The following is a 21061-nucleotide window of genomic DNA, read 5'->3' as shown; positions in this document are numbered from 1 at the left end:
TGTCCTAAAAAATTAAACAAAAATGAAAAGAATTTTCATGCTGCTAAGCTTGGGTGCTATGCTGTACCTTACTAGCTGCAAATCAGAAAAACATGAAACGCATGAGGCTGAATCCAAATTTTTGGTGACGAGCCCTATGCTAAAAGACACCACCACTACTAGAGAATACGTCAGTCAAATACACTCCATTCAGCACATAGAGTTAAGGGCTTTAGAAAAAGGATATTTACAAAATATCTATGTAGATGAAGGACAGTTTGTGAAGAAAGGGCAATTGATGTTTCAGATTACACCTTCGCTTTATAAAGCTGAGCTACAAAAAGCTGAAGCAGAAACAAACTTTGCAGAAATAGAATATCAAAACACGAAGTCGCTGGCCGACAGTAATATTGTATCTAAAAATGAATTGGCCCTGGCCAAAGCTAAATATAATAAAGCCAAAGCAGAACAGGCCTTGGCAGAGGTACACCTGGGCTTTACGCAAATAAAAGCCCCTTTTAGCGGTATTATGGACCATTTTGAAGTAAGGCTAGGAAGCTTAGTTGACGAAGGAGATTTACTAACTACAATGTCTGACAACAGTAAGATGTGGGTTTATTTTAATGTGCCTGAGGCTGAGTATCTTGATTATAAAACCAGTGCATCTAAAAATATGCTAAAGGTCAAACTACTGATGGCTAATAATAAGCTATTTGATTACCCAGGAATAGTAGAAACCATAGAGGCTGATTTCAATAATGAAACAGGGAATATTGCTTTCAGAGCTACTTTTCCAAATCCCAAAGGATTATTAAGACATGGCGAAACCGGTAATATACTGGTAAGCGTTCCGCTTCCTAAGGCCATGCTTATTCCTCAGAAAGCCACCTTTGAGGTGCTAGATAAAAACTACGTTTACGTGTTAGATAAGAACAATACCATTCACTCCAGAAAAATTACGATAGCAGCAGAAATGCCACATTTATACGCGGTGTCTAGCGGTTTAGAGCTTGGTGATAAGTTGCTTCTGGAGGGTTTAAGGAAGGTTAAAGAAGGTCAAGAGATTGATTTTACGTTTGTAGAGCCTGCAAAGGCCATAGGAAGTTTAGACCTCTACGCCGAATAATTAAACCATAGATAGTAAAATGTTTAGTAATATAATACATAGGCCAGTATTGGCCATTGTGATTTCGTTTATCATTCTTTTTACGGGGGGACTCGCTATTAAGCAATTACCGAAATCTCAGTTTCCAGAAATTGCTCCTACCACGGTCAATATTTTTATTGCCTACCCAGGAGCCAGTGCAGATATCTTGGTAAAGTCTACCCTGATAACTTTAGAAAATGCCATTAATGGAGTACAAGATGTACGATACATGGCTACAGATGCCACTAGTGCGGGAGAGGCTACACTACGTATAATTTTTGAACCAGGCACTGACCCCAACTTAGCAGTAATTAGAGTGAAAACGAGGGTAGACCAAGTGATGCCCTTACTGCCAGATTTGGTTCAAAGAGAAGGTGTGGTGATTACACCTATTCAGCCTAGTATGCTGATGTATGTTAACCTTTATAGTACTGATGAAGACCTAGACGAGAAGTTTCTGTATAACTATGCCAACGTAAACATGATACCTGAAATTAACAGGATTCATGGTGTGGCTAGAACTCAGATTTTGGGTAGTAGGCAGTTTGCTATGCGTGTTTGGTTAAATCCTGACCGTATGCGTGCTTATAGTATTTCGGCAGAAGAAGTGATGGAAGCTCTTGCAGAGCAAAGTATTATTGGACGTCCTGGTAGAATAGGGCAAAGTTCAGGAATAGCCGCTCAGTCTTTAGAGTATGTTTTGACTTTTAAAGGCAGACTAAATAAGCCTGAAGAGTATGGGGAAGTAATAGTTCGGGCCAATTCAGAAGGAGAAAGTATCAAATTGAAAGATATTGGCAAAGTAGAGTTGGGTAGTGAGTTCTTTGATATTTACTCTAATCTTGACGGGCATCCATCTGCGGCTATTGTACTTAAACAAAACTTTGGAAGTAATGCCACAGAAGTAATAGCTGATGTGAAAACCAAGCTAGAGGAGATGAAAGAGACTTTCCCTCCTGGTGTAGATTATAAAATATCTTATGATGTATCTAAGTTCTTAGATGCTTCTGTAGAGCAAGTTACGCATACATTACGGGATGCCTTTATTTTGGTAGCCTTGGTAGTATTTGTTTTCCTTGGCGATTGGCGTTCTACCCTGATTCCAATTATCGCGGTACCGGTTTCGCTCATTGGGGCATTCTTTGTGATGCAAATGTTTGGGCTCTCCATAAACCTTATTACACTCTTTGCTTTGGTGTTGGCCATTGGTATTGTGGTAGATGACGCCATAGTAGTGGTGGAGGCGGTCCATGCCAAAATGGAAGAAGAACACCTCTCTCCGTATGACGCGGTCAAAAAAGTAATGGGAGAAATTAGTGGTGCCATTATCGCCATTACGCTGGTTATGGTTTCTGTGTTTTTGCCTATTGCATTTATGTCGGGTCCGGTGGGTACTTTTTACCGCCAATTTTCTATTACCATGGCGAGTGCCATTATTTTATCTGCCGTAGTAGCCTTGACTTTAACACCCGTTTTATGCGGAATGATTTTGAAAAATAATCATGGAAGGCCTAAAAGGAAATCGCCGATAGACTGGCTTTTAGACAAGTTTAATAAGGCTTTTGATAAGTTAACTGGTAGGTATGTTAGTTTGCTAAAAGTGATTGTGAACAAAAGGTTACTGACTTTTGCCATTCTTTTTGTCTTTGGTTTAGGAATAGTTTATGTCAATAAAGTACTTCCTGCAGGTTTTATTCCCGGAGAAGACCAAGGAACTATTTACGCCATTATTCAGACGCCTCCGGGTGCTACGCTAGAAAGAACCAACCAAGTGTCACAGGAACTTCAAAAGATTTGTGAAGAGATAGATGGTGTTGAGTCGGTGTCTTCACTGGCAGGCTATGAAATCATGACAGAGGGCAGGGGTTCCAATGCTGGTACTTGTTTGATAAACCTAAAGTCATGGTCTGAGCGTGAGCATACCGTGCATGAGATTATTGAAGAGTTAGAGGAAGAAACTAAGGATTTGGGAGCAGTGGTAGAGTATTTTGAGCCGCCTGCTGTACCAGGTTTTGGTTCGTCAGGAGGTTTCTCTATGAGATTATTAGACAAAACCACCTCTACAGATTATCACGAGTTTGACCAGATTAATAAAAGCTTTATGGCGGAGCTAGAGAAGCGTAAAGAACTAAGCGGCTTGTTTACTTTCTTTGCTGCCAATTATCCTCAGTATGAACTGGAGATTGATAATCAGGCTGCTATGCAGAAAGGCGTGTCAATTGGCAAAGCCATGGAGAATCTTAATATTCTGATAGGTAGTACCTACGAGCAGGGTTTTATTCGTTTTGGTAGGTTTTTCAAAGTCTACGTGCAGTCGTCTCCTGAGTTTAGAAGACTTCCGTCAGACATTTTGAACCTCTTTGTGAAAAACGACCATGGAGAAATGGTGCCTTACTCTTCTTTTATGAAAATAGTGAAGAAGCAAGGACCAAACGAAATTACGCGGTACAATATGTATAATTCCGCTTCTATTCAAGGGCAACCTGCCAAAGGCTATACCACAGGAGATGCTATTGCGGCTATTAAAACGGTGGCCAAAGAAACGCTGCCAAAAGGATATGACATAGCTTGGGAAGGGCTCTCATATGATGAAGCCAGCAGAGGAAACGAGTCTATCTATGTTTTCTTGGTGGTCTTGATTTTTGTGTATTTCGTTTTAGCTGCTCAGTATGAGAGCTTTTTGCTACCTCTTGCGGTTATTCTCTCGCTGCCCGTTGGTATTTTCGGTTCATTCTTATTGTTAAAAGTTATGGGCTTGGCAAATGACATTTATGCACAAGTAGGGCTCATTATGTTGGTAGGTCTTTTAGGAAAAAATGCCGTGCTGATAGTGGAGTTTGCAGTACAAAAACGACAGCAAGGCATGAGTGTTTTAGATGCTGCCATAGAAGGAGCCAAAGTTAGGTTTAGGCCTATTTTGATGACTTCATTTGCTTTTGTGGCAGGTTTGGTGCCGCTGGTAATGGCTCATGGAGCTGGGGCTATTGGTAATAAAACCATTGGTGGCTCTGCTATGGGTGGGATGCTCTTTGGTACGCTCATAGGCGTGGCTATTATTCCGGGACTGTATTACATTTTTGGAAGCCTGGCAGACGGCAAGCAGCTGATTAAGAATGAGGTTAATGAGTCACTTTCTGAGAACTTCATTAGGTCTATGGAAGAGGAGAGTAAAATACTGGCCAACATCCGTAAGGCTAACGCCAAACTGAAAAAGCTTTTAGGTTTAAAGAACAAAAAAGAAAATGAGTAAAAGAATAATATATATAGGCGTCCTAAGCATATCAATGCTTTTTACTGCCTGCAAAACCCCACTTTTGGTAGAACGAAATGTCAATAAAAACGTTCCTGCGAGTTTTAATAACTCGCAGGATACTGCCAACTCTGGCAAGATTAAATGGCAAGATTATTTTATAGACCCGTACCTGCAAGGACTGATAGACACGGCATTAATAAATAATCAAGAACTGAACATTACGCTTCAGGAAATTGAGATTTCTAGAAACGAAGTAATGGCAAGAAAAGGAGAGTATATGCCCTCAGTGAATATTGGCGGTGGAGCGGGTTTTGACAAAGTGGGTAGGTACACGAGTAGAGGTTCTAGTGAAGCCACTACCGATATCAAACCTGGTAGAGAAACGCCAGACCCATTGCCAGATTTTACGGTAGGGGCTTATGCCACTTGGGAAGTGGATATTTGGCACAAATTACGCAACGCTAAAAAGGCTGCTATGACACGTTACCTTTCAAGTGTAGAAGGTAAAAACTTTATGGTGACCAATCTTATAGCTGAAATTTCAAATTCTTATTTTGAGCTTTTGGCTTTGGATAATGAACTGGATATAGTTCGTCAAAATATTGAAATACAGACCAACGCTCTTAGAATAGTGAAACTTCAAAAAGAAGCAACACGTGTAACGGAGTTGGCTGTACGTAAGTTTGAAGCGGAAGTTTTAAGTACCAGAGGGCTGCAGTATAGTATAATGCAGGAAATAGTAGAAACCGAGAATAGACTTAACTTTTTGGTAGGGAGATTTCCGCAGCCAATAGAAAGAAACTCTGCTGGTTTTAGTGCCTTGGCTACAGACGGTGTTCATGGTGGTATTCCTTCTGATTTATTGGAAAATCGCCCTGATATTAAGCAAGCAGAATTAGACTTAGTGGCTGCCAAATTAGATGTAACTGTGGCTAAAGCCAATTTTTACCCTTCTTTGGGTATTTCGGCTAGTTTGGGTTTGCAGGCTTTTAATCCTATTTATTTGGCCAAAATACCAGAGTCATTATTAACATCTTTAGTAGGGGATATGGTGGGGCCGCTGGTCAATAAAAATGCCATAAGAGCCACTTATTTTAATGCCAATGCTTCACAAATTCAGGCAGTGTATAATTATGAAAGAACACTGCTAAAGTCTTATATAGAGGTAGCAAACCAGCTTTCAAAAATTGATAACCTGAAAACTACTTATGATTTAAAAGAGCAAGAGGTGGCGGCTTTAACGCAGTCCATCACTATTGCTAATCGTCTTTTTAGCTCAGCTAGGGCAGATTACATGGAAGTACTGCTTACACAGCGTGATGCTTTAGAATCAAAATTTGAGTTGATAGAAACCAAAAAACAACAAATGAACGCCATGGTAAATGTGTACCAGGCCTTAGGTGGAGGTTGGAACTAAGCCTCTTAAAATCTTACATTTCTGTTTAGTTTAGCACAGTCTCCTTAGTCTTTGACTTTGGGGACTGTTTTGGTTTTTGTATGGGGTAAATGTACTTTCAAATGAACCAGACCTGCCCTGAGTTTAGCCGAAGGACCTTAATTGCTGCATTCGGGCCTAATTGTTGTAGCCAGTTATTTTTTGTTCAGTTTAATATTAATTTCCTCGTATAAATTCCATTTCGGGTCTTCAACTATTTTGAATTCAAACGCTCTTTTATTTCCGTTTTCTTTTAGGAAATACATAAGTCCGTTTGCTCCATCTTTGTCATTTGTTACGAAGTATATTTTTCTTTCTCCACCAAATGTAGTTCTACCAATATAGTATGATTTAATTCCGTTTTGGTTTAAATTATTTTCTACGAAAACATCTAATTCGTCCAGTTCAGCATATTCAATTTCATTCGGCATTTTTGAAGTGTCTTCTATACTATAATTGGATGTAATTTCTATAAAATTTGAAAACTCTGACTTATGTGGAAAATTGTCAAATGCTGAATTTACAATTACAAGAAATGGGCTTCCATCTTTTTCAAAATCGTTAGACTTGAATTCTTCTGGGACAACATAAGTATCTCTTTCAATTCCTTTTGTTTTATCTGCGTTCCCAACATCAAATCCGTCATAAGTTTTAATGGAAAACTTGTCCGCAATCGCATAAAGTTCTTTATTTAGGTTAAAAAGACTTTCGGAATTATGAATTTCAATTCTTTCCATATGCAACCAATATTGTTTAGTTTCATCTGGATAAATATCAACGTATTCAAATCCTTGTTTTTTTAATTCCTCTGTTACTTTTTCCAATTTCTTTGGTTCGTCATTTGTGAAAAAGTAACCGTAAAGCATTTTGGTATTTGTGTCAACACCATTTGATTTCATTCGGTCAAAAAATCCAACGATTTCTTCTTTTGGTATCATATTATTTTGTGATTTGGATTCGCAAGAAGTCAACAATGTAAGTAGTAGAATTATCAATAAATTCTTTGTCATTCTTGGTTTGGTTTAATTGGCTACAACGAATGGATATAGTTCACGTTAACCATATCCGCCGTAAATGATACACTAATTTAAAGGAAAATTAAGGCTTTTGGGTTTAATTGTGTGATTTGATGTAACCTTCTTTCAAAACTTAATTTACAGAGCAAATTTGCATTGTAGGGGTCTAAAGCCGATGGATGTTTTCTGGATAGTCAGAAGACTTTAGGAGTAATGTTGTAAAGGTCAATTAATTCCTTCACACTTCATTGTATCAAATTCAATTTTTAATTGAGTCGTGCCTAGAGCATCTACGGTAATCCATTGATAGTTTACCAATCGATATGAATTCCCACCATCTAAAAGCACCCATTCATCTATTCCTTTAGCACCATTTTGTAAGTCATTCTTGACCGATAGGCCGACGGGGGCATTATATATCCTCTTGCTATTGAGAATTTCGCAGTTCAAGCTTTCACTACCATTTGGTTTAACGGTAGAAGGTATGAACTTCGTTTTTGTTAACTCTGGAAGGGTTGAATAAACCTCTCTAGGAGTCATGGAAGTTGCACAAGCTATTAATAGTAAAGGTATTAATGACAAATAAATAAACTGCTTTAGTTTTTGAGTAAAGACATTGAGCATATTGTATGGTTATTAAATGATAGATGAAATCACTGTAAATGATACACTAATTTAAAGGAAAATTAAGACTTTTGGGTTTAACTGTGTGATTTGATGTCAGCTTCTTTCTAAACTTAATTTACAGAGCAAATTAGCATTATAGCGGTCTAAAGACGGATGGATATTTCCTCACAGTCAGGAGGCTTTGCGTAGCGGTTACTTTATCTCATTTATTTTTTCAGGTTCTTGTCTTGTGTCAAAGACATTTGCGATTTCAATTCGCTTGAAATCATAATTAACCCAATATACTATTTTATAATTTTTGAAAACTAGATATCTAAATTCTTATTTTCTGTGTTTTAGGCTAATTTCAACTTGTTCAATTTCTGGATGTTTCTCAATTCCGATAGTTGAATCTACGATTCAATTGACTAAATTTTGAGCAACTCTTTTGTTCGCTTTTATTAAGTAATAACCGTAAATATCTTCAAGATTAGTTTCAGCAAGTTCTAACCAATAAACTTCTAACTCCATTTTTGGATTTTAGCTTTTAAGTCTGTGGCTTTTAGCATTCGTACATTTTTAGAATCCTCCATTGCTTGGTCAATTTCGGCATCATACTGCTCCATTGGCATTGGCTTCAAGTTATTTTCAGTCAGTTCAGCTTTTCTTTTGCGTAAGAAATTTTCAAGCCCACTAACAATTTCTACATTCTGCAGTCTTAAAAACTCTTGAACAAATGTTATTTTTCTTGCCTCTAAGTCCATTGTTATTGTTTTATTGAAGGATTCAAAAATATCAATTCAGTAGAGAATTTACGAATTTTTCGTGGCTTTCCGCCAATATTTAGTGTCAAAATAGTAGCTGATTGCGTGTAAAGTTACGAGAAAGTTGAAGCGGTTAAGATAGAAAAATCAAAAGAATGAGTTTGCTCATATTTAAAGCCATGTTTTGAAGTAATCTTTGTAATCAAACAACGATAACAAGATGACAGAAAGATTAGACATAAGCACTTACGACGCTATAAACGAAAACTTTAGTAATTTCTATAATTCAAATTTGGAGCTTAGTAAACCGAGTAGAGAGCTTACAGAAGTTGCCTCACAGCTCGATATGAATGATTTTTCTGCCGCAGTTGAGAAATTCAAACAGTTTAAAACGGAAGACATCATCGACTATCTTGTTTTTAATCACCACTACTATATGACCAAGAAATTGCCGGAATTACAGCAATCCATCTTGCATGTATTTGGTCATGAAGATGTTTCAAACCTATTGAAAACGCTGGCCTTGTTTTTTGGGAAATATCAAAAGAGCCTGATAAACCATATCAAAATGGAAGAAAACGTATTCTTTCCCATGGTAAAAAATCTGCTGAGTACCTCGAAAGAACAAATGTCAAAAACTGAAAAATGGACAGCGTTTGTAGAGTTTATGGGAAACCATGACCCTATCGAAGATGAATTAAAAAAGGTGAATCTGATTATAAAAGAGGCTGTTAAAGATACAAAAGTGCCTTTTGCTTACAGCGTGTTTATGAACCAAATAGACTTGTTTGAATTTGATTTAAGACGTCACGCCCTTATTGAAGATGAAATACTATTGCCTAGGGTAGAGGGCATGCTGTGAGTTAGCCCATTAATTATAGAAATTTAGTTTTAAATTTATGCTTATTATCACCCTAAATTAATTTCTGTGAGTTCTGGTAAATTTACTTTGCTTAAAAAGTGTTTTTTTCTGCTACCGATTCTTCTTTTTAATGTGCTGTGTGTAGCACAATCAGAACCCTTAGCTTCAAAAGGAATTTGTGCCCATCGTGGTGCCAATAAAACCCATCCAGAAAATACCTTGGCTGCGTTTAAGGAGGCTATTAGGTTAGGTGCACACATGATAGAGTTTGACGTGCAGCTAAGCAAAGACAATAGACTTGTTATAATGCATGATGGTACGGTAGACAGAACCACAAATGGCACAGGAAAAGTCTCTCGATTGACTTTTGACGAGATAAGAAAACTAGATGCGGGTAGCTGGAAATCTGAGGAATTTGCTAGCGAAAAAGTACCAACTCTCCGAGAGGTTCTTGAGATAATGCCTGATAATATTTGGCTAAACGTCCATCTTAAAGGTAAGAAAAAGGTGGGTATAGAAACAGCTAAAGCTATTATTGCTACTAATAGAACGCATCAAGCTGTTATAGCCTGTGAAAAAGAGGCTGCACGAGGTGTTAAAAGTGTGGATGCAAGTCTCAAAATCTGTAATATGAATAGATTGAATTCTAGAACAGCATATATAGATGACACTATAAAAGAGGGCTACCTATTTCTCCAAATTAAAAGCAGTAGAGACGATGAACACATGCTACGTGATATTAAAAAGTTAAAGAAAAATGACGTGATGATTAATTATTTTCATGCCGAAAAAGTGGGGCAATTAAATACGCTTTTTGCTGCCGGAGTAGATTTTGTTCTGACAGATAATTTGGAAGAGATGCTGCAAGCTTTTTCAAAGCTAGATATTCGTTAAACCCATTGCTAGCGATTCTTATAAGAAAACAAAGTCAAGATTTACTTAAAAATATCTAGTTTTTAAGAGTATAATTGATGCTTTAGAACCTTCTTTTTTAAGGATAATAGAATCAATTAACTTCTAAGTGGTAAACCGCCTCCAGATATTTTTCCGATGCCACATCCTCTTCTTTGTCTAATTTTAACTCCTTCAAAATCCCAGCAACTTTGATTTTTTTCTCAGGCAGTTTATTTTCGCTTTTTACATGAGCAATCAGGAATTTTTCATCGGATTTTTCGTCCTTGAGCTCATATACATCGTACAAATCTATTAAGGGAATCATAGAAAAAGTAGTTATTTCTCCACTGTAAATAGGAATCAAGATAAAGCCAGTAAATTCATCTTTAGATTCTATCAATGTCGGAATACCTGTTATGATTGCGTTTGAGGCAATTGTCCCTTTTGAAAAGGCCTCAGAAGGTAATAACTCTAAAGGTTTAAATTTGAGATAGGTTTCTTTTAATTTATCCTCTAATTTTGAAATTACCTCATTTCTCTTATCTGCATTTAAGTTTGAGATTGATATCTCAAAAAACAGAATCATTTGCTGTTTATCGTTAAGGAGCCCAGCCACTTTTCCAAGTTCAGATTGTGATATTACGCCGTCATCAGCACTGGTTAAAATATTGTAAAATCTTCCGCCATTATCCAGTGACTCTATAGCGTCATCTATGTTTAAATATGGTTCTATTTTAGTCATTTTTTCTGTATTTAAGAATAAGTCAAACTTATTCAAATAAGCTGATTTATTAAATCCGTTAATCACAAATTCCTATGTAATCTTAAAATCTTAGGCTCATATACCGAACCCACAAATAAGTCATTCTTTCCACCTTCTGATAAGTAAAAAGCAGCTACGCTACTTCCTGAAAGCGGGTCGCCATTGTCAAGGTAAAGTTCTTCTTGAAGAAACTTGTAATCGGTTTCTGGAAGATAAACTATTTTCAAAACTTGAGAAGGGCTTCTGTTTGACGCATGTTTAGCATGCGATAAAAATTTCAAGAGTTTTGGGTGCGAACCAATCAGCAAATTGCCATCGGCATCTAATTCTATATTATCTAAACCTGAGGCAGCATAGTGGCTGTCTACCATTTTAAGAGGTTCGCCAGAAATGTCATTTTCATATACATATAAAACGCCCTCTGTAGTGCTGGCCACATAAAGGTATTTACCGTCAGGGGAAACATTGATTCCATTCGGGTAAGCTATATCTTGACTCACTTTGGCATAGTTTCCATTGTGATAAAGTACGGCATAGCCATTTTTATCAAGCATGAAATCTTTGATTTCTCTTTCCAAACCATGCTTTAGGCCGTGGTCGTTGGTGAAATAGAAAGTTGCTGTATCCGTAGCTACCACGTCGTTAATGCTTACATGGAATTCAGGGTTTCCAAATTTCTTTTGACCCACTATGCTGTCATTCTCTATTTCAAAACGATAAATGAAATCACCTTTTGGCTCGTGAGAAACTGCAAAAACGTAAGTATTGCCATACTTTTTTAACAAGGAAATGCCATGTGCTCTAAATTCTGGATTTGCCTTAGCCACGCCAAGTGATTTAAACTTTGGCGAAGCCTCTGAAACATGGAATGTATATATTTCACCGGGACTGTTAAAGTCTCTGCGGTCAGAAGCCGCCATGTAAATCTGTCCACTATTTTGGTCTATAGTTATGTCTTCTACACCCGCCGGACTTTCTAATACTTCTGTTTCTCCATCAAAGTGTGGTTTTATGCTGCGGAAAGCTCCACTAGATTTAATAATATAGAGAACACACAAAACGAGTAAAATTAAGATTACTCCAAATCCTTTTAACAAGGTTTTCATGCTTAAATTAGTTTAAGTGGTCTTTAAAAGCTTCTTCTGAAACCGAAATTTATAAGTTTAAGAGAAAGCTTTTTCAATAGTTAAAACTATGGAATATATCTATGCTATGGCAATTTTCAGGAAAAGTATTGAGAGTATTTTAAACAAGGTAGGTCAATATGTGGTGAAAAGGCTATTTTTGTTTAAATCATTCCAATAAGAAATTGCTAAAAGGAAAGAAAATAGTTTTAGGTGTTTCAGGCAGTATATCTGCTTATAAAGCTGCCTTTTTGGTTAGGTTGTTAGTCAAAGAAGAAGCCGAGGTAAAAGTGGTAATGACAGCTGCTGCCAAAGATTTTATATCGCCCCTGACACTTTCTACATTGTCCAAGAATCCAGTTTTAAGTGATTTTACAAAGGGAAACCAAGGTGAGTGGAATAATCATGTGGACTTGGGTATTTGGGCCGATTTGATGCTGGTAGCTCCTTCTTCTGCAAATACTATTGCCAAATGTGCTCATGGAATTTGTGATAATTTATTAGTTGCCACTTACTTGTCTGCCAAATGTCCTGTGGTTTTTGCTCCAGCTATGGATTTGGATATGTATAAGCATGGGAGTACCCTAAAAAACCTAGAGGTTTTAAAATCAAATGGAAACTTAATTATAGAAGCTGAATCTGGTGAACTAGCAAGTGGATTAGTAGGGCAGGGTAGACTAGCCGAACCTGAAAATATTGTAGAGTTTGTAGAAACACTCTTTGGTATAGACGAAGCTCTGAAAGACAAACGAGTTTTGATAACTGCTGGACCAACCCAAGAGGCTATTGACCCTGTAAGGTTTATCAGTAATCATTCTTCTGGGAAAATGGGATATGCCATTGCCAAAGCTTTCAGAAATGCAGGAGCAAGAGTGAATTTGGTTTCTGGCCCTGTGAATATAAAGGCTCCCATAAACGTGGATGTAACACCCGTTAAATCTGCAAAAGAGATGTTTGAGGCCACTAAAAGCCTTTTCGGAGGGGCAGATATAATTATTTATGTAGCTGCTGTCGCGGATTATGCTGCGAAGAATATCTCAGACATTAAGATAAAAAAGAAAGAAGACGACCTAAGTATTCCGCTTGAAAGAACGCCAGATATAGCTGGCACTTTAGGGAAGCTTAAGAAGAATCATCAAATAGCCGTTGGTTTTGCTTTAGAAACCAACGATGCTTTAGAAAACGCCACTAAAAAGCTAGATAAAAAGAATTTTGATTTTATAGTACTCAATTCTTTACAAGATAAGGGGGCAGGTTTCCGTTATGATACCAATAAAATCAAGGTGGTGCATAAAGGCGGTATCTTGAAGGAGTTTGAACTAAAGTCTAAAGATGATGTGGCTTTGGATATATTAAACGAGGTAAAAGAAGTACTCAAAAACAGACCGATATAAGATGTTGAAAAAAATACTTTTGCTGTCATTAATTAGTTTTTCGGCTTTAAGTCAGGAGTTGGATGCTCGTGTGGAAATTAATTATCAGCAGATGAAATCTACTATACAATACGAGCCTAGCCTTTTTCAGGAAATGCAGAGCCAGATAGAGCAGTTTATGAATAACACACGCTGGTCTACGGATAATTTCAACCAAAACGAAAAGATAGACTGTAGCTTAATAGTTACGCTTACACAATCTACTTCTCAAAATGTCTTTAGCGGCAATGCCCAATTTCAAGTTACTAGACCTATTTATGGCACAGATTATAAGTCGGTTACGTTTCAATACATAGACCAAGAATTTAGTTTTTCTTATCAACCAGTAGAGCGTCAAATGGTTTTTAATGAGCAAACTTTTACCAGTAACATTACGGCTATGGCGGCTTATTATAGTTTGATGGCTTTGGCGGTCGACTATGATTCTTTCAGCGAATTAGGCGGTTCTTCTTATGTGGAGCGTCTGTTTAACTTGGTCAATATTTCCAGTGCAGGAGGTGGTGGCTGGTCGCAATCGCAGAATTCTAAAAGGAATAGGTATTTCTTGGTAGAAAATCTTCAAAATCAGCAGATGAGCCAATTTCGTGAGAGTTTTTATAAATACCACAGATTGGTGCTTGACGACTTCGGTAGAGAACCTGAAAAGGGTAGAGAAGAGATTTTGAAAATTTTGGAGATTATTCAGAACATAGTAACACTTCGTCCTAATTCCGTGCTAATAAATGCTTTCTTTGACGCTAAAGCTCAAGAATTGGTTAATATCTTTTCAGAAGGTGACAGCAAAGAAAAACAAAAGGCTTTTTTACTTCTTTCAGGCTTAGACCCTGACAAAACGGAGGTTTATCGTAAGATTATTAGGGGGTAAATCTACCCGAAGTAATTTCAGGATAGGTGTCAGTTGGTCTGTTGAAATAGTAAATCAAGCATTTCTTCTTTTCTCCATTATGTAGCAAGGTAACTTCTGTGTTTTCTCTTAGGTATAAGGAGTCTGTCAAGGCATCTGGGCGATAATCTTCATATTCATCAAGGGTAGGTAATATTAGTGCTGGCTCATGCAGTTTATAGACTTCTCCATAAACAGTGCCTTCACCTTTTACTAGTCCTGGGTAAAAATCTATTCGGTAGAGTTTTCCTTTTACACTTGCTTCGCCCACATAAGTGGCATTTTCCTGAAGATAAGCAGACCATTCATTAGGCTTGCATTTTTTCATCAAAGTACCGTACACAAAAAGGAGAGACATCTTTTAGTTTTTGGGGTGAAGGCTTTGTCACACTTTTTGCTTTTAGGGCAAAATGTCCGCCAAAACTTGGGGTGGGAGCGTATGGTTTTTACCGACGTTTCGTCCCTGCGGGACTGTTCTGAATATTGAATTTCGAATGAGTAATACTAGTATTTTAAATTAAGAGCGAACTGAGGAACTTAGGTTTATGAATACCAAATTCTAAACATCCAACATCTCGGCTATGAGTAGTTGCGTGATTTAGCTCTCAACTTTACAAGAACACACCAAGTTGGGAATTCCGCAGGAATTTCCAAAGTAGGCGGGAAAAAGCATTTACTTATGGCCATTGTTTGGTGCAGTTTTTTATTAAAATGGTAAATCAACTTCTTCACTTGGGTCGTGTCTATCTATTTTGTCAAGCCTTTGCCATAAATTATTTAAAATCACTTTTTGTCTTTCTTTCGATGAAGAACTTAAGAATTTAGAAAAATCGTAAACTGCATCAACTTTTATTTCTCTATTTTTCCAATACCGAAAATTACCTTTGATAAAACATCTCGCAAGTCGGTTTTGATTTTGAATGTTGTCTTCCAAAATTGAATTTCTATGAACTTCTTGTATTTCTCTTATAATATTCGAAATGTCTGTAATATATTCTGCATCAACATCAATATTACTGAATATACTCTCTAAACCATCAGCAAAATTCTGATATCTTGCTTTCTCTTCCTTTGAAAATGAAATTTCGCTTGTCAATTCGGAAATCATTTTTCTGTTTAGGTCAAAAAATGAAGAAACTCGATTGTCATAATCCATTACAACCATATTTTTCAAAAGGTCTTTATACCGAAAGTTTTGAAAGTCATTTTCAACGATTATTTCTTCGAACATTTTTCCAATAAAATATAATTCCGTTTTAAAATCATATTTTTTTTCTTCAAAATCATTTGGTGGTGTGTATCTCCAATTTAAGGATATGCTCTTATCAAAGTCCGACTCAAAATCTATTTTTTTGCTAAAGCCAAAATCTATTATTTTCACTATGCCTTCGTTAGAAACGAGAATGTTATCAGGTCGTATGTCTCTGTGTAGAATATTTGAATTTTCTAAATGAACAAAACCGTTTATTGTTTGTCTAAAGATGTCATTTAATTTGTCCGGGTTTTCCTTTAAAAAGTCAGTTATGTTTTTGCCTTTTATATATTCCATCAATATATATCCTGTATATTCTTCTGGATATAAATAGTAATTGAAAACTCTAACAATATTTTTATGATTTAAAAGATGAAGTAATTTGATTTCATCTTTGAAATTGTTGAAGAATATCTTTTGATGCTCCTCATAATATGGCGAATACTTTTTGCAAACAAATCGCTCATTAATTATTTCATCTTCAAGAAGTACGGTTCTCCCAGTTCCGCCTTGACCTATTTCTTCTATGAATTTAAAGTCTTTACTTCTTATAAATTGAATAATTTTTCCTTTCATCGATTTTGTTCAACTTACATCCAACATCCAACATCCAACATCCAACATCAAAGGCCTTCCAACTCCGCTTTAAGCTTCTTCGTCAAACCAGCCACCACTAAATTATAAGAATCATCAGTACACTCAATCAACAGCTTAGAAGGAATGCCTTCATTCATTAAAAACATGCTCCAGTGTTTCTTGTTCATATGAAATGCCCCTTGAATCCCGGAATGGTCGGCTCTTAATTCTTGGTTTTTCTCAGGAGTATTTTTAAGACTTACTCGCATATCAGCTTCATCAAGTGGCGTAAGAGCAAACATCTTTCCCATGACTTTAAATACAAGGGCGTCTGGGCCAAAAGGTAGCTCTTCCGTAACGCCCTTTTTTGCCAAACAATACGTTCTGAAAGATTCTAAATCCATGATTAATAGCCTCTAATGAAATAACGATAAATCAATACCAAGACACAAATACTAAACATTACAATGGAAATCTTATTGATACCATGCATCAGTTTTAGATTAGTGCTAGTAGGAAATTTACCTTCTTTATCTTTTTTAAATACCCTTAAGAAGTAGCTAAAAACGGGAGTTAGTTTTAAATATTCTTTAAGCTTGCTCATATCTACGCTGTTAAAGTTTCTTCTACTTGAGAGGGTTCTGTCCAGATACCGTCTTCTTTAATTAATTCTATAAGTTCGTCCACAGCATTATCAGAATGCACCGAACGCTTTACCACATTTTGACCTCTGTATAAAGATATTTTATCTTTTCCTATGCCCACATAACCATAATCGGCATCGGCCATTTCGCCTGGTCCGTTTACTATACAGCCCATTATTCCAATCTTCACACCTTTCAGGTGGTCAGTTCTTTTCCTAATCATGGCTGTGGTTTCTTGTAAGTCAAACAAAGTTCTACCACAAGAAGGGCAACTGATATATTCTGTCTTTGTAATTCTAGTTCTGGCGGCTTGCAGCACACCAAAAGCGGTAGAGTTTATGACGGCGGGTTTTCCACCTTCAAAGTCTAAAGTGATGCCATCTCCTAAACCATCAAGCAATAATCCACCACAATCAGTAGCGGCATAAAGCTGAAAGTTGCTTTCACTTATTTCACCATATTTTGCTTCTAAAATGACGGGAAGTTCTACATTATGTTCAATTAAAGCCACAAAGAACCTTCGCATATCAGCCATAGCATGGGCATTAAAAGAAGAAAGTTGAAGCACTATATTCTCTTTACCCTTTAAAGCTTCCAGTAACTCTACATTAATAAAAGCCGCGTTTATTCGCACCAAATTCAGCTTTGGGTGAAGCTTTTCAGCTTTGATATACTCCTCAATGCTTAAGCAAGGAATCTTATTGTTTTGGTCATCGGCTGTAAGCCAATGGTTGTAATTCAAAACCTCCTTAAGGCCATTAGGCAACATGAAATCAACAGGCTTATCACCTGTAAATATGTAATCGGCACCAAGGTCATTCATACCCCACTTGTCAATGGCAGGTAAATAATAATGACCAATAGTTTTTAAATCTTCAACTGTACTGACACCCGTTTTTGAGAAATCTGCTATGACTCTAGGTACATTACTGCCTCCAAAGTTTTCAACTTCAATGCTCTTTCTTTTACTGTAAGAAAAAGGGTCAATTGGATAATTCTCTATCGGTAAAATAGAAGTAGCCTTGGCTGCTCTATTTGAATATCTGTCAATCAGCGATTGAGCCACCGGCGATTCAAACTCTGGGTCCTCCGTAAGTGAAACCCTGACCGTGTCACCCAATCCATCTTCCAAAAGTGTTCCTATTCCCATTGCAGATTTTATCCTTCCATCTTCTCCTTCGCCAGCTTCTGTTACACCTAAGTGAAGCGGATATGGTTTTAAACCTTCTTCCTCTAGTCTAGTTGCTAGCATTCGATAGGCCTGCACCATCACTTGTGGGTTGGAAGATTTCATAGAAATCACGATGTCGTAAAAACCCTCATCTTCACAGATTCTCAAAAACTCTAAGGCAGATTCCACCATGCCCAAAGGTGTGTCGCCATAACGGCTCAATATTCTGTCAGAAAGTGAACCATGATTGGTTCCTATTCGCATGGCAGTACCATTTTCTTTACAGATTTTCACCAAAGGAGTGAATCGCTCACGAATTCTTGCCAACTCATCTTGATAAGTGGCATCCGTGTATTCTATATGTTGAAAACGTTTTTTGTCTGCGTAGTTTCCCGGGTTTACTCTTACTTTTTCTACAATTCTCGCTGCTAACTCCGCAGCATTTGGCGTAAAATGAATATCAGCTACCAGCGGTTGGTCAAAACCTCTAGCTCTTAAGCCTTTCTTAATATTTTCTAAATTTTGAGCTTCTTTTACAGACGGTGCAGTAATTCTAACTATCTCACAGCCCGTTTCTATCATTCTGATACTCTGTTCTATAGAACCTTCTGTATCCATGGTGTCTATGGTGGTCATAGACTGTACTCTGATAGGAAAATCAGAACCCAGCATAAGTTCGCCAATTTTAACCTGATTGGTCGCTCTACGCGAGTAAGATGTTAATGAATTACAGTAATCGGATTTTTGATTGCTCATTCTTTTATTATGATTGCAGATTTACAAATTTACTATTTTATGAATTGACTTTTAATCATAGACGAGATTCTATTTGAGAAAGCTTAATTTTGTGGAAATTTCATCATCGAAACCAATATGGATTCTACCCAAACTGCTATTGATTTACCCATCATGGAGTCATTTTACACCATTCAAGGTGAAGGTGTGCATAATGGAAAAGCTGCATATTTTATTCGTCTGGGTGGCTGTGATGTAGGCTGCGTCTGGTGTGATGTAAAAGAAAGTTGGGATGCTGAAAAACATCCTCTAACTTCTATTGATACTTTAATGGCTGAAGCTAAAGAACACCCTGGAAGATTGGTGGTAATTACTGGGGGCGAGCCACTGATGTATGATATGCTTCCATTGACAGAGGCTCTTCGTTCAGAAGGTTTTGAAACGAATATTGAGACTTCAGGAGCTTATGAAATGAGTGGTGCTTGGGACTGGGTGTGTTTCTCACCAAAGAAATTTAAAGAGCCTCACAATAGCATTTTCCCTGTAGCAAACGAGTTAAAGGCCATTATTTTTAACAAATCTGATTTTGCGTTCGCTGAAAAATATGCCGAATTGGTAAACGATGATTGTCAATTACTGCTTCAACCAGAGTGGGATAAACAAGAGCAAATGCTGCCTTTAATTATAGACTACGTCAAAGCAAATCCAAAATGGAAAATCAGCTTGCAAACGCATAAGTTTATGGATATTCCGTAGTTTTCAATGCTACCATTGGGGAATTTTTCAAGGATTAAATGTTTTTTTAATCCATCAGCATCCAGTAAAAAAACTAAGCCTACTCCTCAAAAGGAATCACATCTAAGATATGTTTGATAGCCGCTAATCTTGTCAATGTTTTCTTATTGGCATGCAGAATAGTCCATGGAGCGTGTTCGCTGTTTGTTTTATTAAACATTACCTCTTTATATTCGGTGTATTCATCCCATAATACTTGAGCTTTTTCGTCTAATGGTGTCATTTTCCATTTTTTGAGCTCATTTTTTCTTATTTCATCAAACCTTTTGATTTGCTCAGCCTTGGTGATGGAAAAGTAAAACTTAATGAAGTAAGTGTCCGAATGAATAATCATTTTTTCAAACTCATTCACCTGAGACATAAAAATTTTATATTCTTCCTGTGTACAAAAACCATTTACGGGCTCTACTACGGCTCTATTATACCAACTGCGGTCAAAGAACACTATTTCCCCCGGCTTGGGTAATTGATTAACATACCGCTGAAAATACCATTGACCTTTTTCATCTTCAGTAGGCTTATTTAAGGCCACTATTCTAAAATGTCTTGGGTTAATATGAGCAGTAATTCTCCTGATGGCTCCGCCTTTTCCTGCAGCATCCCTACCTTCAAAGAGAATAACTACTTTCTTTTTCTTTTCTATTACCCAAGTTTGAAGCTTTACCAACTCTGCTTGAAACTCCCTTAACTCCTTTTCATATTTTGTATAACGCAGTGCTTTACTAAGATTGGTTCTTTCGTTTGCAAAAAGCATTCTTAAACCAATTTTTGAATTTAAAAGCTCTACGTCCTCCTCTGTTAATCTGATTTTATTCTCCATAGCCTTAAATGTCAATTTGGTTTGCGTTTCTAAAATATCTCACAATAACGTTAGGGTCGGGGGGTAATCGAACCATTGCGTTTTCTTTGTCAGGGTATTCAAACTTTGACAAGACATGTCTGATACTTTCTAGTCTAGCACGTTTCTTATTATTTGTTTTAACAATAATCCACGGGCTAAAAGTAGTGTGGGTTTTGCTAAACATTTGTTCCTTATAATAGGTGTATTTGTCCCATAGCTCTTGTCCCTTTTGATCTACTGGGCTAAATTTCCACTTCTTAAGTGGGTTAGAGAGGCGATCGTTAAAACGTTTACTTTGTTCATCTTTAGATATTGAAAACCAGAACTTTATAAGGATTACCCCATCTTCATACAGCATGTGTTCAAACTCCGGGACCTGCACCATAAATTTCTCATACTGCTGATTATCGCAGAAACCCATAACGGGTTCTACCACTGCACGGTTATACCAGCTCCTGTCAAAAAAAACAATCTCTCCAGGGTTGGGTAATTCCTTAATGTATCTTCTAAAGTACCATTGGCCACGCTCATCGTCAGTTGGTTTTGTTAAGGCCACAACACGCATAGAACGTGGATTCAAATGCTCCTTAAATCTTTTGATAGAGCCACCTTTTCCTGCGGCATCTCTACCTTCAAAAAGTATAGCCACCCGTAGTTTTTTCTCAATAACCCAGTGCTGAAGATTAACAAGTTCCGTTTGCAGTTGACCTAGCTCTTGCTCGTATCGCAAGTTTTTCATGGTTTTACTTATATCAATGCCCTTTTGCTGAGCTATTTCTATAAGTTCGTCTCTTGTCTTTGCATTTTGTATATCTTCGGCAGAATATGGCATAAATCTAATTAGCGTAAAAAAATGAGTGCTGAGGCCTTTTTCAAATATAATTTCAA

The 21061-nt window shown here is 37.1% G+C and carries 20 protein-coding genes; 8 read left to right on the top strand and 12 right to left on the bottom strand.

From position 1 onward, the window contains the following. Nucleotides 1-22 precede the first annotated feature (22 nt). The 3 genes from AADJ06_RS05655 to AADJ06_RS05645 are packed head-to-tail and all read left to right on the top strand — an operon-like array spanning nt 23 to nt 5796. Entirely contained in the window at nt 23-1105 is a 1083-nt protein-coding gene (locus AADJ06_RS05655) for an efflux RND transporter periplasmic adaptor subunit (protein ID WP_341225434.1), read from the top strand. 19 nt (nt 1106-1124) lie between these two features. Continuing rightward, nucleotides 1125-4376, top strand: coding sequence for an efflux RND transporter permease subunit (locus AADJ06_RS05650; RefSeq protein ID WP_341225433.1), 3252 nt, complete (start codon nt 1125-1127; stop codon nt 4374-4376). Beyond that, a complete protein-coding gene (locus AADJ06_RS05645) occupies nt 4369-5796 on the top strand; it encodes a TolC family protein (RefSeq protein WP_341225432.1) in 1428 nt (475 codons plus the stop codon). Before AADJ06_RS05650 ends, AADJ06_RS05645 begins: the two co-directional genes overlap by 8 nt. Before the next feature lie 173 nt (nt 5797-5969). On the opposite strand, the gene AADJ06_RS05640 is transcribed toward AADJ06_RS05645, so the two are convergent. The 3 genes from AADJ06_RS05640 to AADJ06_RS05630 all read right to left on the bottom strand — a co-directional run bounded on the left by AADJ06_RS05640 (nt 5970) and on the right by AADJ06_RS05630 (nt 8200). Beyond that, nucleotides 5970-6752, bottom strand: a complete 783-nt coding sequence (locus AADJ06_RS05640) for a DUF695 domain-containing protein (protein ID WP_341225431.1) — start codon at nt 6750-6752, stop codon at nt 5970-5972. Nucleotides 6753-7055: 303 nt separating this feature from the next. Then, nucleotides 7056-7454, bottom strand: coding sequence for a hypothetical protein (locus tag AADJ06_RS05635; RefSeq protein WP_341225430.1), 399 nt, complete (start codon nt 7452-7454; stop codon nt 7056-7058). A gap of 503 nt (nt 7455-7957) precedes the next feature. Next, nucleotides 7958-8200 (bottom strand): hypothetical protein, encoded by a 243-nt coding sequence (locus AADJ06_RS05630; protein ID WP_341225429.1) that lies wholly within the window; start codon nt 8198-8200, stop codon nt 7958-7960. Nucleotides 8201-8420: 220 nt separating this feature from the next. Between AADJ06_RS05630 and AADJ06_RS05625 the strand changes: the two genes are divergently transcribed. Continuing rightward, complete coding sequence (locus tag AADJ06_RS05625; protein ID WP_341225428.1) at nt 8421-9062, top strand: hemerythrin domain-containing protein; 642 nt, start codon at nt 8421-8423, stop codon at nt 9060-9062. Between the two features lie 66 nt (nt 9063-9128). Beyond that, complete coding sequence (locus AADJ06_RS05620; protein WP_341225427.1) at nt 9129-9956, top strand: glycerophosphodiester phosphodiesterase family protein; 828 nt, start codon at nt 9129-9131, stop codon at nt 9954-9956. Between the two features lie 112 nt (nt 9957-10068). Here the strand turns inward: AADJ06_RS05620 and AADJ06_RS05615 are convergent, their stop codons facing one another. Then, nucleotides 10069-10698: a hypothetical protein gene (locus tag AADJ06_RS05615; protein ID WP_341225426.1), complete on the bottom strand. Its 630-nt coding sequence runs from the start codon at nt 10696-10698 to the stop codon at nt 10069-10071. A gap of 62 nt (nt 10699-10760) precedes the next feature. Then, entirely contained in the window at nt 10761-11825 is a 1065-nt protein-coding gene (locus tag AADJ06_RS05610; RefSeq protein WP_341225425.1) for an SMP-30/gluconolactonase/LRE family protein, read from the bottom strand. Between the two features lie 203 nt (nt 11826-12028). Between AADJ06_RS05610 and coaBC the strand changes: the two genes are divergently transcribed. Beyond that, nucleotides 12029-13237, top strand: coding sequence for a bifunctional phosphopantothenoylcysteine decarboxylase/phosphopantothenate--cysteine ligase CoaBC (coaBC, locus tag AADJ06_RS05605; RefSeq protein ID WP_341225424.1), 1209 nt, complete (start codon nt 12029-12031; stop codon nt 13235-13237). A gap of 1 nt (nt 13238) precedes the next feature. Further along, complete coding sequence (locus AADJ06_RS05600; protein WP_341225423.1) at nt 13239-14141, top strand: DUF4835 family protein; 903 nt, start codon at nt 13239-13241, stop codon at nt 14139-14141. On the opposite strand, the gene AADJ06_RS05595 is transcribed toward AADJ06_RS05600, so the two are convergent. The 5 genes from AADJ06_RS05595 to ispG all read right to left on the bottom strand — a co-directional run bounded on the left by AADJ06_RS05595 (nt 14131) and on the right by ispG (nt 18558). Continuing rightward, nucleotides 14131-14517: a gamma-glutamylcyclotransferase family protein gene (locus AADJ06_RS05595; protein ID WP_341225422.1), complete on the bottom strand. Its 387-nt coding sequence runs from the start codon at nt 14515-14517 to the stop codon at nt 14131-14133. The genes AADJ06_RS05600 and AADJ06_RS05595 overlap by 11 nt on opposite strands. A 348-nt stretch (nt 14518-14865) precedes the next feature. Continuing rightward, entirely contained in the window at nt 14866-15987 is a 1122-nt protein-coding gene (locus AADJ06_RS05590) for a protein kinase family protein (RefSeq protein ID WP_341225421.1), read from the bottom strand. Nucleotides 15988-16034: 47 nt separating this feature from the next. After that, entirely contained in the window at nt 16035-16391 is a 357-nt protein-coding gene (locus tag AADJ06_RS05585) for an MmcQ/YjbR family DNA-binding protein (protein WP_341225420.1), read from the bottom strand. Nucleotides 16392-16393: 2 nt separating this feature from the next. Continuing rightward, a complete protein-coding gene (locus tag AADJ06_RS05580; RefSeq protein WP_341225419.1) occupies nt 16394-16591 on the bottom strand; it encodes a DUF6728 family protein in 198 nt (65 codons plus the stop codon). Between the two features lie 2 nt (nt 16592-16593). After that, nucleotides 16594-18558 (bottom strand): (E)-4-hydroxy-3-methylbut-2-enyl-diphosphate synthase, encoded by a 1965-nt coding sequence (gene ispG / locus AADJ06_RS05575; protein ID WP_341225418.1) that lies wholly within the window; start codon nt 18556-18558, stop codon nt 16594-16596. 117 nt (nt 18559-18675) lie between these two features. On the opposite strand from ispG, the gene AADJ06_RS05570 reads away from it, so the two are divergent. Beyond that, a complete protein-coding gene (locus AADJ06_RS05570) occupies nt 18676-19293 on the top strand; it encodes a 7-carboxy-7-deazaguanine synthase QueE (protein ID WP_341225417.1) in 618 nt (205 codons plus the stop codon). A 79-nt stretch (nt 19294-19372) separates the two neighbouring features. Here the strand turns inward: AADJ06_RS05570 and ppk2 (AADJ06_RS05565) are convergent, their stop codons facing one another. Beyond that, nucleotides 19373-20152: a polyphosphate kinase 2 gene (gene ppk2 / locus AADJ06_RS05565; RefSeq protein WP_341225416.1), complete on the bottom strand. Its 780-nt coding sequence runs from the start codon at nt 20150-20152 to the stop codon at nt 19373-19375. A 4-nt stretch (nt 20153-20156) separates the two neighbouring features. Continuing rightward, nucleotides 20157-21005 carry a polyphosphate kinase 2 gene (gene ppk2 / locus AADJ06_RS05560; protein WP_341225415.1) on the bottom strand — a complete coding sequence of 283 codons (849 nt, stop codon included), beginning with the start codon at nt 21003-21005 and terminating at the stop codon, nt 20157-20159. Nucleotides 21006-21061 lie beyond the last annotated feature (56 nt).

The sequence above is a fragment of the uncultured Arcticibacterium sp. genome (assembly GCF_964021845.1).
Lineage (GTDB): Bacteria > Bacteroidota > Bacteroidia > Cytophagales > Spirosomataceae > Arcticibacterium.
Note: the sequence above shows the minus strand (reverse complement) of the source record. Positions and strands in the feature narration are given on the sequence as shown.

Coding starts and splice junctions, on each gene's coding strand:
- AADJ06_RS05610 (WP_341225425.1), bottom strand. CDS start 11,825: ATGAAAACCTTGTTAAAAGGATTTGGAGTAATCTTAATTTTACTCGTT.
- ispG (WP_341225418.1), bottom strand. CDS start 18,558: ATGAGCAATCAAAAATCCGATTACTGTAATTCATTAACATCTTACTCG.
- AADJ06_RS05635 (WP_341225430.1), bottom strand. CDS start 7,454: ATGCTCAATGTCTTTACTCAAAAACTAAAGCAGTTTATTTATTTGTCA.
- AADJ06_RS05595 (WP_341225422.1), bottom strand. CDS start 14,517: ATGTCTCTCCTTTTTGTGTACGGTACTTTGATGAAAAAATGCAAGCCT.
- AADJ06_RS05645 (WP_341225432.1), top strand. CDS start 4,369: ATGAGTAAAAGAATAATATATATAGGCGTCCTAAGCATATCAATGCTT.
- AADJ06_RS05600 (WP_341225423.1), top strand. CDS start 13,239: ATGTTGAAAAAAATACTTTTGCTGTCATTAATTAGTTTTTCGGCTTTA.
- AADJ06_RS05630 (WP_341225429.1), bottom strand. CDS start 8,200: ATGGACTTAGAGGCAAGAAAAATAACATTTGTTCAAGAGTTTTTAAGA.
- AADJ06_RS05580 (WP_341225419.1), bottom strand. CDS start 16,591: ATGAGCAAGCTTAAAGAATATTTAAAACTAACTCCCGTTTTTAGCTAC.
- ppk2 (WP_341225415.1), bottom strand. CDS start 21,005: ATGCCATATTCTGCCGAAGATATACAAAATGCAAAGACAAGAGACGAA.
- AADJ06_RS05585 (WP_341225420.1), bottom strand. CDS start 16,391: ATGGATTTAGAATCTTTCAGAACGTATTGTTTGGCAAAAAAGGGCGTT.
- AADJ06_RS05615 (WP_341225426.1), bottom strand. CDS start 10,698: ATGACTAAAATAGAACCATATTTAAACATAGATGACGCTATAGAGTCA.
- AADJ06_RS05650 (WP_341225433.1), top strand. CDS start 1,125: ATGTTTAGTAATATAATACATAGGCCAGTATTGGCCATTGTGATTTCG.
- ppk2 (WP_341225416.1), bottom strand. CDS start 20,152: ATGGAGAATAAAATCAGATTAACAGAGGAGGACGTAGAGCTTTTAAAT.
- AADJ06_RS05655 (WP_341225434.1), top strand. CDS start 23: ATGAAAAGAATTTTCATGCTGCTAAGCTTGGGTGCTATGCTGTACCTT.
- AADJ06_RS05625 (WP_341225428.1), top strand. CDS start 8,421: ATGACAGAAAGATTAGACATAAGCACTTACGACGCTATAAACGAAAAC.
- AADJ06_RS05640 (WP_341225431.1), bottom strand. CDS start 6,752: ATGATACCAAAAGAAGAAATCGTTGGATTTTTTGACCGAATGAAATCA.
- AADJ06_RS05590 (WP_341225421.1), bottom strand. CDS start 15,987: ATGAAAGGAAAAATTATTCAATTTATAAGAAGTAAAGACTTTAAATTC.
- AADJ06_RS05570 (WP_341225417.1), top strand. CDS start 18,676: ATGGATTCTACCCAAACTGCTATTGATTTACCCATCATGGAGTCATTT.